Below are 12,039 nucleotides of genomic sequence, written 5' to 3' on the forward strand. Positions count from 1 at the left end.
ACAATCGTTCGTTGTACAACATCGGTCGAATTGGACTCGAACCGGTCATTCGCTTCACCAGACACCACCATAGCCTCCACCCCTCAAGCCGCCGACAATCCCGCTTCCAATGCTGACAACACCTGTGCGATCTCGTCTTCGGTCACCACCAGCGGTGGCGACATCATGATGTTGTTGCCGCCGATCCGCACCATCGCCCCGGCCTCATAGGTGGCTTTGTGAATGCGTTTGATCGTGTCTGCATCCAGCGGCGTCTTGGCGGCTCGGTCACTGACCAACTCCACACCCGTCATCAGGCCGTGCCCGCCTCGCACGTCGCCCACGATGTCGAACCGGTCCATCAGCGCCACACAGCCCTCGAACAGCTGCGTGCCGCGCGGGCCTGCATTGGCCTTAGTGTCCAGACGCACCGTCTCTTCCAGGCAGGCGGTCACTGCGGCGGCACCAACCGGATGGGCCGAGTAGGTGTAGCCGTGGAAGATCGCACCGTCCGCGTCCGCAGTCTCGAACACCTCCGCCACGGCCTCGCTCATCAATGCCGCCCCCACGGGGAAATAGCCCGAGGTGATGCCCTTGGCGCAGCTCATCATGTCCGGTTTCACGCCCCAATGGCGCGAGCCTGACCAGTCGCCCGTGCGGCCAAACCCCGTGATTACCTCATCCGCGATCATCAGGATGCCGTGCCGGTCGCAAATCTCGCGCATGAGCGGCATGAAGGTCTCGTGCGGAACGATGACGCCGCCCGCGCCCTGAATGGGCTCCATAATGAAGGCAGCAATGCTGCCGGGGCCCTGAAACTGTATTTCATCCTCCATCGCCGCCGCGATGTTCTGGGCCAGAATGGCCGGGTCCGTCTCATCAAACGGATTGCGGTAGATGTAGGGCGACGGCAGGTGGAAACAGCCGGGCATCAGCGGCTCATAGGCGATGCGAAACCGGTTGTTGCCGTTGACGGATGCGCCGCCGAAATGGGTGCCGTGATAGCCCTTTTTCAGCGACAGAAACTTCGTGCGCCCCGGCTCTCCCTTGATCCGGTGATACTGGCGGGCCAGACGCAAACAGGTCTCGACCGAATCCGAGCCACCCGAGGTAAAGAACACGCGCGCCATCCCATCGGCCTCGAAAAACGAGCGCACTGCATAAGAGGCCTCGATCGCCGTGGGGTTCGAGGTGCCGAAAAAGGCGGAGTAATAGGGCAGATCGTAAAGCTGCTTGGCAATCGCGTCCTTCACCACGTCATTGGAATAGCCGAGGTTCACGCACCACAGCCCGCCAACCGCATCGACCGTTTTGTGACCATCAATGTCCTCGATCACGGAACCCTCAGCCCCGGTGATGATGGTGGGCGCATGGGTCATGGCCTCGCCCGGATGGCCCATGGGATGCCACATGTGGCGGGCATTGTTGGCACGCAGGAAATTGTCGTCTTTCATGATGACCTCCATCCGATCCACACAGCGTTGCCCTCACCGGGCCACAAAAAAGAAGCAGAGCAAGCACCCTGCTTCTTCTGACCGAAAATACCCGGTCTTATGTATCAAGCGCACCAAGCGAGAGCGGGGTGCGAGCGGTGATTAAGGTTTTAGCGCTGCTTCTTATGAACCTTTTGCTTGTCGAGAGCGCTTCACGTTGCCAAACCAAGTTTGTTGTCAACCTCGAACAAAACCGCATTTTCGCGACCATCCACAAGTGCAGTTATACCGCCATTCGTTGTTATAGACCGGCTCCAATAAGTGAACCGAGGGGAATTGTAACCAGGGACGTCATAAGCAATAGCAACGAAGACTTCGCCCTTCCAAAACTGGATTCCATCACGCGCGACGCTCATAGAAGCTTCGAAAGCGCTAGTTGTTTCTCCCGGAAAGACACAACCGAACCTAACATCTTTCGATGCCGTTTTACTCAATTCGTCAGTTCTCCGTGTCTCAGCATCACTTACCTCTTTAGCCACATCATCAGCGTGACCAGCGTCGCCACCATGTCCCAATATGGAGATTCGCACGTTGAGGCATGGACCGTTACCAACGTTAGTGAGGCGACACTTGAGAGGGAGATTGTAATTGGCGTCACCTGCTTCAGAATCGAGAACCAATGGTTGGATTGCATTTGTGCTGACCGCCTCAACCTTAAGCCATCCTCTATTTTGAGTAATGCCCATTTCTCTAGTGACCAAGACGGCGTCATCAGCCGCCTTGACCGCACGGCGAGTTTCAACGAGAGTATCCCTAATCCACCACACACCGATCGCAGTTACGAAAAGCATAAGACCCGAAACCACAAGCATTCCAAGCGCCCAAAGCGCCATTTCAGTTTGGGCTATAAGGTCTTTCTCGGCGCGTTCGTGTTCGTTACTGGCCTCTATTTCCTTAATTATGCATTCCGTTTTCGCGCTGTCCTCAGCGATGGAGAGGCATTCTTTTACATGTTCTTGGGTATGGCGGGCGTAGGTGTCGGTATTGGCTGCGTACTCGCCTATGGCTTCGCCGTGCTTCCGCCCTGAGTCATAGATCAACATGACTACAAGTCCTGTTATGACAAGCAATGCGGCCCCAGTTACAACCTTAAATCCTGCGCCCCGATTGCTGTTAGACATTGCAACATAAACGCCGCTGAAAACTTCCCTCGGGATAGCTTATTGGCGACGTTAACCTCTTTTTCACTGATTCCAATATCGGCCAGCCTTTCAACAAGTTGGGCGTAAGTCACGCCCTTACGCTTCAGCTCTGACTTGAGCAGGTTTGTGGCCCGCGTCTCCCATTCGTTCCGTTCGGGCATATCGCCTCCGATAAAATAGTACTGTTTTTGATATTTAACCTATTGTAAGCAGTATGTCATTACACTATATTCGATATGTAATCAACGGATATAGTAGATCATGGCCCAGCACTTCCTCCTTTCAGCAGCTTCTCGGACGCTTTCACTGCGCTCGATCTACAAAGATGGCGAGGATGCGGCTTACCAGACGTTCTGTGAGATGCGCTGGCCCGAGACAGGCGGCGAGGCCGTTTGCCCCGTTTGTTCTCACGATGAAAGCTACAAGATCACCACGCGCCGCAAGTTCAAATGCAAGAACTGCCACCACCAGTTTAGCGTTACTTCTGGCACCACCTTTGCATCGCGCAAGATGGAGTTCGTGGACCTGCTGGCCGCGATCTGCATTGTTGTGAATGCATCTAAGGGCGTGTCCATGGTGCAGCTTTCCCGCGATCTGGACTGCCAGTACAAGACCGCATTTGTTCTCGCCCACAAGCTGCGCGAGGCAATGGCAGCAGAGGTCCAGACAGGCGAAGTTTTGAATGGTCACGTGGAAATCGACGGCGCGTATTTTGGCGGTCACATCCGCCCTGCCAACGCTAAGGAAGATCGCGTAGATCGCCGCAAGAAGGAACACCAGACTGGCAAGCGCCGGGTCGTGATTGCAATGCGTGAGCGTCAGGGCCGTGTGCTGCCTTTCGTAAGCAACAGCGAAGCCGAAGGCGTTGCGCTGGCAAACGAGAACATCGACCGCATGGCGACCATTTCAGCCGACGAAGCCAGTCATTGGGATTTGCTGCACGCTGGCTGGAACGTAGACCGCGTGAACCATTCCGAAATTTACAGCGACCACGGCAAGCACACCAACCTTGTCGAAAGCTATTTCTCCCGCCTGCGCCGCATGGTGGATGGTCAACACCACGGCGTCAGCCCTCAGTACCTTTACCAGTATGCAAACCATGCAGCTTGGCTGGAGGACAACCGCCGCACCGACAACGGCACGCTGGCAAACATCGTTGTCAGCAACGCGATGGGTTCGCCCGTGTCGCGCCAGTGAAAAGGCTACTGGCAGCGGGCGGCATGAGCCACATTCGCCCGTCATGGTGCACAAGCCCCCGGCAGCGCATCTTCCACAGCACGTTACTTGTCCGCTTGCTGACCCGCCAGAGCGGCGTTTCTGGGCTGTGCTGAGCCACCACCTGAACCAACTCTGCCAGCGGCTTAGGCCCGTCTCTGAGCGCGTCTAGCAACCATATGCGCATATGGCCCTGCTTGGCCCGATCTGAGCGACGTGGCGGCATTACTCGGGGCATATCAATGCCGCGCATCAGCAGCAGCGCCTCGACGTGCTCCAGTCCCTCGCCATTACCCCGGATGATCTGTTTGCGTAACGCTAGCAACGCACCGTCTATGCTTTTGCCCTGCATGGGGATTTAATACAGAAATCCGGTGCGCTATACTTGGTGCGTTTGATACATAAGACCGAAAATACCACGGGGGGAGGCCGAAGGCCGGGGGCAGCGCCCCCACCCCGCTTATGCCAGGCGCTAGATCTCGTCCGGCAGCACCAGGTTCAGCACAATCGCCACCAGCGCGGTGGGGGCCACCGCCGAGGTCATCAGCGTCTTGACCACGCCGGGCAGGTACTGCACCGCCGTCGGCACCAGGTTCAGACCCAGACCCGCCGCCAGCGACACGGCGATGATCACCATGTTGCGGCGGTTCATCTTGACCTCGCTCAGCACGTTCAGGCCTGCGGCGGCCACCATGCCGAACATCACGATTACGCCGCCGCCCAGCACAGGCAGGGGCATAGAGGCGATGACCGCCCCGATCTTGGGGATCAGCCCGCAGATGATCAGGAACAGCGCCCCGATGGTGACCACGTGGCGCGACATGATGCCGGTCATGCCCACGATGCCCACATTCTGGCTGAAGGACGTGTTGGGCAGGCCACCGAACACCGCGGCCACGGCCGTGCCCAGACCATCGGCATAGGTCGCACCTGCGATTTCCTTGTCCGTGGCCTCGCGCCCTGCGCCCGCCTTGGTCGTGGCCGAGGCATCGCCTACCGTCTCAATCGCTGACACGATGGACACCAGCGTGACCGCGATCACAGCGCCAAGGCTGAATTCAAAGCCGTAAGGCAGCGGCTGCGGCGCCATGAACACCGCCGCGTTGCTGACAGCGCCGAAATTCACCATGCCAAAGGCAAAAGCGACGACATAGCCGACCACCAGCCCGATCAGGATCGCCGCGTTGCTGATGATGCCCTTGGTAAAGAACTTGAGCACGAGCGCGACGATCACCACGCTCAGCGCGACGGTCCAGTGCATGAGCGAGCCAAAGCTTTCGGCCTCCATCTGGAAACTGGCCGCACCGCCCGCTGCGTATTTGATCGCCACGGGGATGAGGTAAAGGCCGATGGCCAGGATGACGAGGCCGGTCACCAGCGGCGGAAACAGCCAGCGCAGGTGCTGGATGACAGAGCCGAGCAGGAAGTGGACCACGCCGCCGATCAGGCAGGCCGTCAGCGCGACGCCCAGGCCTTGCGTCGCGGCCACACCGGCCAGCACGCCCACAAAGGCAAAGCTGGTGCCCTGCATGATGGGCAGCCGCGCGCCCACCGGACCGATGCCCACGGTCTGAAACAGCGTCGCAATGCCCGCAAACAGCATCGCCATCTGGATCAGGTACACCTGTTCCGGCCCGCCAAAGGCCAGCCCCGCAGCCCCGGCCACGATGATCGACGGCGTCACGTTCGAGGCAAACATCGCCAGCACGTGTTGCAGGCCCAGCGGCACCGCCTCGTGCAGGGGTGGCGTGTCGTTGGGGTCGGAGAATTCCCCGTATCTCATATCAGTCATTGAACTTAGTCCCTGTTCCCAGCCGTCTTGGCGCGGCTGCGGCGGACTATGGGATCACAAGATATGGCGGATCAAGCAAAAACTCTTCGAGATTTGGCGTAGGGCCGATCCGATCGACAACTGCAAACAAACCGGGCGCTTGCAGCGGGGTCAGCACGCCGTGCCACGTGTTTTTGTGCAGATTGATCCCCTGCCCCGGCGCCGTCAGAAATGCCAGCGGTGTGCCGGGCCTGCCGCCCACATCTGGCGCGACGGTCACCAGAAACCCGTGTTGCGACATCGGGATGAAGGCTTGCGAGCCTTCGGGGTGCCGCTCCATCAGATCAAGTGTGTAGGGCAAGCTGCGCGGCCGGGCCTGAAACAGGCTGATCCCGCCGCGTGCATCGCCAAAGTCGAGGTGGGCACGGTCGTGATAGCGCCCGCACATGCCTGCATTGATCATCTTGTCGGGATCGCCCGCACAGTCCAGCACATCCCCGAACGGGGCAAAGGCCGCTGCCGTCAGCGGCTGACACCGGATGTCAGAGCGGGACATGGCGGTTGACGTCTTTATAAAGCAGATAGCGGAACGGCCCGTCGCCCGTGGCGATACAGGCCTGCGGGCAGAACGCGCGCAGCCACATGAAGTCGCCTGGCCCCACGCTGACCCAATCGGTGTTCAACAGATACTCCGCCGTCCCCTCCAGCACATAAAGCCCGTGTTCCATCACATGCGTCTCGGCAAAGGGGATGCGCCCCCCGGGTTGGAAATTGACGATATTCACGTGGCAATCGTGGCGCAGATCAAACGGATCAAGAAAGCGCTGCGTCGCCCAGACCCCGTCAGTGTCGGGCATCTCTACTGCGGGCACATCGGTTTCGTGGGTCACCAGCGCCTCTGGCGGGGTGAACCCGATGCCGGGCACATAGCGTTTGCGAATCCAGTGGATGCCGCAGGGTGTTTCGTCCCGGTTCCACAGGCTCCACCGCGCGCCGGGGGGGATGTAAGCATAGCTGCCGGGCCGCAATTCGTGCAGGTCGGCCCCCAGCGTCAGATGCGCGGTGCCGTGGGCGACAAACAGGACGGCCTGCGCGTCCACATCCGGTTCGGGGTCGTTGCTGCCGCCTTCGGGGGCGAGTTCAATCGCGTATTGGGCAAAGGTCTCTGCAAAGCCAGACAGGGGCCGGGCCAGGATCCACACGCGCGTGTTGTCCCACCCGGGCAGGAATGAGGTGACGATGTCACGCTGCGTGTTGGCAGGTATGACCGCATAGGCGTCGGTGAAGATCGCCGTGCCCTCGGGCGATTGGCTTTGATCCGGCAAACCGCCGGGGGGAAAGGCGTAAGTCGTCATTCCATCGCCTCGAGCCGCAAGCGCGCGATGCGTTCGACCTGTCGACAGGCCTCGGCAAACTCGGTCGCCGTGTCATTGCCGATGCGCCGTTCGAATGCGCGCAGGATACCCGCCTTGTCGTGATCCTTGACCGCGATAATGAAGGGAAAGCCGTGCTTGGCCACATAGGTGCTGTTCTGGGTGTCGAACTGGTGGCGTTCGTCGTCCGTCAGGGCATCAAGGCCCGCGCTCGACTGTTCTTCGGTGCTGTCGCTGGTCAGCCGCTTGGCCGCAGCCAGCTTGCCCGCAAGGTCCGGGTGGGCGCGCAACACCTCCATCCGCTGATCATCCGAGGCTGCACGGAACACGCGGCACAGGGCGTTGTGCAGTCCCTGCGGCGTGTCATGGGCGGGGCCAAGTTCGAGCGCATGCGCCCCTTCGGCAATCCAGGGTGAGTGTTCAAAGATGCCGCCAAACGTATCAACAAAGCGGGCCTTGTCCATCAGATGCCAGCCGCGTGCCGGCTGCGGCGGGTGCGTTTCGGCCCAATGCGCGGCGATGTCGGCGCGTCGGGCGCACCAGACGCCCTCGTGCCCCTGCACATAGTCGATGAAGCGGCGCAGCGCCTGCACCCGCCCGGGACGCCCGATCAGTCGGCAATGCAAGCCGATGCTCATCATCGCAGACCGCCCTGCAGTACCCTCGGCATAAAGCGCATCAAAGCTGTCGCGCAGGTAGGCGAAGAACTGATCGCCCGCATTGAACCCCTGCGGCGTGGCAAAGCGCATGTCGTTGCAATCGAGCGTATAGGGCAGGATCAATTGATCGGTGTCCCCCACCCGCATCCAGTAGGGCAGATCGTCGTCATAGGTGTCGCTGATCCAGTCAAACCCGCGTTCCGCCGCCAGCGCGACGGTGTTCACGGAACAGCGCCCGGTGTACCACCCCTTGGGCCGCTCGCCCGTCACCTCACTGTGCAGGGCGATGGCGGCGTCCATATCGGCGGCCTCGTCCTCGGCCGTGTGATCCTTGTAGTCGATCCATTTCAGCCCGTGGCTGGCGATTTCCCAATCGGCCTTTTGCATTGCCTCGACCTGCGCGGGGCTGCGCGCCAGGGCCGTCGCCACGCCGTAGACAGTGACGGGCACATGGGCCCCCGTGAACAACCGGTGCAGCCGCCAGAACCCGGCGCGCGCGCCGTAGTCATAGATGCTTTCCATGTTCCAGTGCCGCTGGCCGGGCCAGGCCGCTGCACCCACGATCTCGGACAGGAACGCCTCGGATGCGGCATCGCCGTGCAGCAGGCAATTCTCGCCGCCCTCTTCGTAGTTCAGCACAAAGGAGATGGCGATACGCGCCCCGCCGGGCCATGCCGCATCGGGTCGGTCCGCACCGTGACCATGAAAATCACGCGGGTAACGCGGTGGCATCTCGGCCATGGACTTCCCTTCGCAATCGGAGTGAGATGCCCGCAATCTGAGAGATAAAGGGGCGGGATGCAATGGCTGCGGGATATCTGACAACCCATGTTCTGGACACGGCGCGCGGGGTGCCCGGTGCTGGCATAGAAATTGCACTCTACCGCGTGTCGGGCAATTCCCATCGCAAGATTGCCGAGGCCGAGACCAATGCGGACGGGCGCACCGACGCGCCGATCCTGCCTGCGGGCAAGATGACGGCGGGGCAATACGAGCTGATCTTTTTCTGTGGTGACTACATTGATGCGCACGGGCTGAGCGGGGATGCAGTCAAGTTCCTCGACCAGATCCCGATCCGGTTCGGCATCACGGATGAAGAGGCGCATTACCACGTGCCGCTGCTGCTATCACCCTACGGCTATTCGACCTATCGCGGCAGCTAAGCCTCCAGCGCCTCGAGCAGCGTGATATGCGCGGTGCCGAATTTGCGGTGATCGAGCAGGGCATAGCCGGGTGGCGCGGGCATTTGCGCGCTTTCCTCCCACACCACCAGCGCGCCGGGAGGCAGCCAGCCATGCACGGCGGCCAGCGCCTTTTCCCCGAGCCCCTTGCCGTAGGGCGGGTCGAGAAAGACGAGGTCGAAAGGCCCCTGTGGCGTTGTATTTGGCCGTGTTGCATCACCACGCATCACCTGCGTTTGCTCTGCGGCGTCCAGCTTGGCGATATTCTCCGAAATCAGGCGCTGTCCGGTGCGCCCGTTCTCGACAAAGACAGCATGGGACGCCCCGCGCGACAGTGCCTCGAAACCCAGCGCGCCGGTGCCCGCAAACAGGTCCAGCACGCGCGCGCCCTCGACCGCGCCCCGACTGCCCAACATTGAAAAAAGCGCCTCGCGCACCCGGTCGGGCGTGGGCCGCAGATGTGCACCCGGATCACCCTTGCCCAGCGTGGCCAAGGGCACGCCGCGCCACCGGCCCGCGATGATCCTCACTTGAGCAGCGCCTTGAGGTCGCCCTTGGGGTCCGCCACCACCGCCGGGTCTGCCGTCTTGCCCGCCTCGATCAACCGCTTGCCAATCATGTAGCCGCGCGGATCGTTGGCGGCATCGACCGCCAGCAGCGTATTGCCCTGATAATACCAGAACGATTTGGCCGCCCCGCCGTCGCGGGTCACAACGCGGTCATAGCCGGTGTTCAGCCCCGCGATCTGCAATTTGACGTCATACTGATCCGACCAGAACCAGGGGCGCGCGACGTAGTCCTTGGCCGCGCCCATGATGTTTTCCGCCACGCATTCCGCCTGATCAATCGCGTTGGGCACGCTTTCCAGCCTGATGCGCGTGTCGCGATAGGGAAAGGAGGCGCAATCGCCCGCCGCCCAGACATGCGGGGCCGAGGTACGGCCCTGTGCGTCGGTCCTGATCCCGTTGTCGATCTCCACGCCCGCCGCTTCGGCCAGGGCCGTGCCCGGCGCGATACCGACACCCACGATCACGAAATCCACATCAAGCGTGCTGCCATCCGACAATTCGGCCCCCGTCACAGCCGCCTCGCCCGTCAGGCGCGACAGGCCAATGCACTCGCGGATGTCCACGCCATGATCCGTATGCAGCGCGCGGAAGTAATCGCTGGTCTCTGGCGCAGCGACCCGTTGCAGGATGCGGTCCGCCATCTCGACCAGCACAACGTCCAGCCCCAGCTTGGACGCGACCGAGGCCGCTTCGAGCCCGATGTAACCGCCCCCCACGATCAGCACCCGCGCGCCTTTGACAAAACGCGGGGCCATCGCATCCACGTCCGCCAGATCGCGTACGACAAACACGCCGTCCAGATCACCGCCAATGGCGGCAGGCAGGTGGCGCGGGACAGAGCCTGTGGCAAAGACGAGATCGCTGTACTCCAGCACCTCATCGCCCACCGTCACGCTCTGCGCGCCTGTGTCCACCGCGCTCACCTCGACGCCAAGGCGCAGATCGATGTCATGCTCAGCATAAAAACTCTCGGGGCGCAGGAACAGACGCTCAAGCGGCATGTCCCCCATCAGGTACGCCTTGGACAAGGGCGGGCGCTGGTATGGCGGCGCAGGTTCGGCCCCGATCAGCGTCACACGCCCCGCAAACCCACCATTGCGCAGCTTGGCCACACAGGAGGACCCCGCCTGCCCTGCGCCGATAACCACCACGTGACTCATCTGAATTGACCTTTGTTCTCGCCCTTTGCCAAAGCAAAGCCTATATCGCAGGGCAAGGCGCATGCAATTCCAAGAAAGGCCCAATCACATGGCAATTTCCCAAGGCGACACCCTTCCCGACGCAACCCTGTCCTATCTCGGCGACGAGGGCCCCGCGACCGTCAAGCTGAGCGACAAGACAAACGGGCGCAAGGTCGTGATCTTTGCCCTGCCCGGCGCCTATACCGGCACATGCAGCACGGCCCACGTGCCCAGCTTTATCCGCACCAAGGATCAGTTCGCCGAAAAGGGCGTGGACGAGATCATCTGCGTCTCGGTCAACGACCCGTTCGTGATGGGCGCCTGGGGTGAGGCGACGGGCGCAACGGCGGCAGGCATCACCATGCTGGGCGATCCAGAGGCGGCGTTCACCAAGGCGATGGGCCGCGCATTCTCCGCCCCACCCGCAGGCCTGATCGACCGCTCCACCCGCTACGCGATGGTGGTCGAGGACGGCAAGGTCACGCTGCTGCAGGAAGAGGAAAACCCCGGCGTCTGCGACGTTTCCGGCGGTGAGGGTCTGCTCGCCTCGATGTGAGGCACGCGCCAAATCAAGAATGTCGTAAAAGGCCCCCGTGTTCGGGGGCCTTTTTCCGTTGGATCAGTCCGTGGCCTGAACAATGGTGCGGGTCGGGAACGGGATATCGACGCCCGCCGCATCCAACGCTTCCTTCACCTTACGCTTCATGTCCGCCTGGTACTGGAAATAGACGCTGCTGTCGCACCACACGCGCACTAGGAAATCCACCGAACTGTCGCCCAGATTGTTGACCTGGATGAACGGCTCTGGGTCCGATTTTGACCGTTCGTCCGCCATGATCGTGTCCAGAATCACCCCCTCGGCCTGTTTCAGGTTCACACCGTACCCGACGCCAAAGGTCCATTCGGCCCGGCGGGTGGGGTAGACCGAGTAATTCTCGATCACGTTGCCCCAGACCTCGGAATTGGGGATGATCACCTGCACATTGCCGACGCTCGCCAGCTCGGTGAAGTTCAGCGTGATGTCCTTGACCGTGCCCATCTTGCCCCCGACATCCACGAAATCCCCGATCTTGAGGGGGCGGAACAGGATCAGCATCACGCCCGCCGCCACATTCGACAGCGTGCCCTGCAACGCAAGGCCAATGGCCAGACCCGCCGCACCGATAGCCGCCACGACAGACGTTGTCTGCACACCAAAGGTGTTCAGCACGATCAAAACGGTAAAGGCCAGAATGGTGTAGCGGACAATCGAGCCGAGGAAGTTGAACAGCGTGTCGTCCAGATGCTTGTGGTTCAGCCCGATCCGCTTGACCCGGCGGCCCAGCCAGGCGGCGATCATCCAGCCGATGAACAGGATCGCGATGGCCGCCAGCACCGACCCGACAAAGGTCGCCATCAACTCGAGCGACAGAAAATCGCTCAAAGGTTTTCCCTGCCACACGGGGGCGGCCATAATGTCTTGAAAGAAGTCCATGG

General features: G+C 61.2%; 13 protein-coding genes. 3 read left to right on the forward strand and 10 right to left on the reverse strand.

What is annotated here, in order from left to right:
• Window positions 1-83 precede the first annotated feature (83 nt).
• From ACMHLQ_RS10260 to ACMHLQ_RS10270, 3 genes are all read right to left on the reverse strand, one after another.
• Complete coding sequence (locus ACMHLQ_RS10260) at window positions 84-1,433, reverse strand: aminotransferase class III-fold pyridoxal phosphate-dependent enzyme (RefSeq protein ID WP_415404681.1); 1,350 nt, start codon at window positions 1,431-1,433, stop codon at window positions 84-86.
• Between the two features lie 191 nt (window positions 1,434-1,624).
• Entirely contained in the window at window positions 1,625-2,515 is an 891-nt protein-coding gene (locus ACMHLQ_RS10265) for a hypothetical protein (protein ID WP_415404683.1), read from the reverse strand.
• Window positions 2,516-2,553: 38 nt separating this feature from the next.
• On the reverse strand, window positions 2,554-2,775 hold the full coding sequence (locus ACMHLQ_RS10270; RefSeq protein WP_415404684.1) for a DUF6471 domain-containing protein: 222 nt from the start codon (window positions 2,773-2,775) through the stop codon (window positions 2,554-2,556).
• A 100-nt stretch (window positions 2,776-2,875) separates the two neighbouring features.
• Between ACMHLQ_RS10270 and ACMHLQ_RS10275 the strand changes: the two genes are divergently transcribed.
• A complete protein-coding gene (locus ACMHLQ_RS10275) occupies window positions 2,876-3,811 on the forward strand; it encodes an IS1595 family transposase (RefSeq protein ID WP_415404685.1) in 936 nt (311 codons plus the stop codon).
• Between the two features lie 490 nt (window positions 3,812-4,301).
• Here the strand turns inward: ACMHLQ_RS10275 and ACMHLQ_RS10280 are convergent, their stop codons facing one another.
• Genes ACMHLQ_RS10280 through puuE form a run of 4 tightly spaced genes read right to left on the reverse strand, consistent with a single transcriptional unit; the run spans window position 4,302 to window position 8,364 of the window.
• Window positions 4,302-5,621 carry a uracil-xanthine permease family protein gene (locus tag ACMHLQ_RS10280; RefSeq protein ID WP_415404686.1) on the reverse strand — a complete coding sequence of 440 codons (1,320 nt, stop codon included), beginning with the start codon at window positions 5,619-5,621 and terminating at the stop codon, window positions 4,302-4,304.
• A gap of 46 nt (window positions 5,622-5,667) precedes the next feature.
• Window positions 5,668-6,156 carry an ureidoglycolate lyase gene (locus tag ACMHLQ_RS10285; RefSeq protein WP_415404687.1) on the reverse strand — a complete coding sequence of 163 codons (489 nt, stop codon included), beginning with the start codon at window positions 6,154-6,156 and terminating at the stop codon, window positions 5,668-5,670.
• The gene (locus tag ACMHLQ_RS10290; protein WP_415404688.1) at window positions 6,143-6,955 is read right to left on the reverse strand and encodes a bifunctional allantoicase/(S)-ureidoglycine aminohydrolase; all 813 of its coding nucleotides are present in this window, start codon (window positions 6,953-6,955) and stop codon (window positions 6,143-6,145) included. Before ACMHLQ_RS10290 ends, ACMHLQ_RS10285 begins: the two co-directional genes overlap by 14 nt.
• On the reverse strand, window positions 6,952-8,364 hold the full coding sequence (puuE, locus tag ACMHLQ_RS10295; protein WP_415405265.1) for an allantoinase PuuE: 1,413 nt from the start codon (window positions 8,362-8,364) through the stop codon (window positions 6,952-6,954). The genes ACMHLQ_RS10290 and puuE overlap by 4 nt, the downstream gene beginning before the upstream one ends.
• Window positions 8,365-8,435: 71 nt before the next feature.
• Here puuE and uraH point away from each other — a divergent pair, with 71 nt between their 5' ends.
• Window positions 8,436-8,795, forward strand: a complete 360-nt coding sequence (gene uraH, locus ACMHLQ_RS10300) for a hydroxyisourate hydrolase (RefSeq protein WP_415404689.1) — start codon at window positions 8,436-8,438, stop codon at window positions 8,793-8,795.
• Here uraH and rsmD read toward each other — a convergent pair.
• On the reverse strand, window positions 8,792-9,343 hold the full coding sequence (gene rsmD, locus ACMHLQ_RS10305; RefSeq protein ID WP_415404690.1) for a 16S rRNA (guanine(966)-N(2))-methyltransferase RsmD: 552 nt from the start codon (window positions 9,341-9,343) through the stop codon (window positions 8,792-8,794). The genes uraH and rsmD overlap by 4 nt on opposite strands.
• On the reverse strand, window positions 9,340-10,542 hold the full coding sequence (locus ACMHLQ_RS10310; RefSeq protein ID WP_415404691.1) for an NAD(P)/FAD-dependent oxidoreductase: 1,203 nt from the start codon (window positions 10,540-10,542) through the stop codon (window positions 9,340-9,342). The genes rsmD and ACMHLQ_RS10310 overlap by 4 nt, the downstream gene beginning before the upstream one ends.
• Window positions 10,543-10,630: 88 nt before the next feature.
• Between ACMHLQ_RS10310 and ACMHLQ_RS10315 the strand changes: the two genes are divergently transcribed.
• The gene (locus ACMHLQ_RS10315; protein WP_415404692.1) at window positions 10,631-11,119 is read left to right on the forward strand and encodes a peroxiredoxin; all 489 of its coding nucleotides are present in this window, start codon (window positions 10,631-10,633) and stop codon (window positions 11,117-11,119) included.
• A 63-nt stretch (window positions 11,120-11,182) separates the two neighbouring features.
• Here ACMHLQ_RS10315 and ACMHLQ_RS10320 read toward each other — a convergent pair whose 3' ends face one another.
• The gene (locus tag ACMHLQ_RS10320) at window positions 11,183-12,037 is read right to left on the reverse strand and encodes a mechanosensitive ion channel family protein (protein WP_415404693.1); all 855 of its coding nucleotides are present in this window, start codon (window positions 12,035-12,037) and stop codon (window positions 11,183-11,185) included.
• Window positions 12,038-12,039 lie beyond the last annotated feature (2 nt).

Origin of the sequence: Tateyamaria algicola (assembly GCF_047715485.1) — a bacterium.
GTDB lineage: Bacteria > Pseudomonadota > Alphaproteobacteria > Rhodobacterales > Rhodobacteraceae > Tateyamaria.

Bases quoted from the DNA above. Each gene is read 5' to 3' on its own strand.
- ACMHLQ_RS10260 (WP_415404681.1), bottom strand. From the start codon at position 1,433: ATGAAAGACGACAATTTCCTGCGTGCCAACAATGCCCGCCACATGTGG.
- ACMHLQ_RS10320 (WP_415404693.1), bottom strand. From the start codon at position 12,037: ATGGACTTCTTTCAAGACATTATGGCCGCCCCCGTGTGGCAGGGAAAA.
- ACMHLQ_RS10310 (WP_415404691.1), bottom strand. From the start codon at position 10,542: ATGAGTCACGTGGTGGTTATCGGCGCAGGGCAGGCGGGGTCCTCCTGT.
- ACMHLQ_RS10270 (WP_415404684.1), bottom strand. From the start codon at position 2,775: ATGCCCGAACGGAACGAATGGGAGACGCGGGCCACAAACCTGCTCAAG.
- ACMHLQ_RS10275 (WP_415404685.1), top strand. From the start codon at position 2,876: ATGGCCCAGCACTTCCTCCTTTCAGCAGCTTCTCGGACGCTTTCACTG.
- ACMHLQ_RS10280 (WP_415404686.1), bottom strand. From the start codon at position 5,621: ATGACTGATATGAGATACGGGGAATTCTCCGACCCCAACGACACGCCA.
- uraH (WP_415404689.1), top strand. From the start codon at position 8,436: ATGGCTGCGGGATATCTGACAACCCATGTTCTGGACACGGCGCGCGGG.
- ACMHLQ_RS10265 (WP_415404683.1), bottom strand. From the start codon at position 2,515: ATGTTGATCTATGACTCAGGGCGGAAGCACGGCGAAGCCATAGGCGAG.
- ACMHLQ_RS10315 (WP_415404692.1), top strand. From the start codon at position 10,631: ATGGCAATTTCCCAAGGCGACACCCTTCCCGACGCAACCCTGTCCTAT.
- ACMHLQ_RS10285 (WP_415404687.1), bottom strand. From the start codon at position 6,156: ATGTCCCGCTCTGACATCCGGTGTCAGCCGCTGACGGCAGCGGCCTTT.
- ACMHLQ_RS10290 (WP_415404688.1), bottom strand. From the start codon at position 6,955: ATGACGACTTACGCCTTTCCCCCCGGCGGTTTGCCGGATCAAAGCCAA.
- puuE (WP_415405265.1), bottom strand. From the start codon at position 8,364: ATGCCACCGCGTTACCCGCGTGATTTTCATGGTCACGGTGCGGACCGA.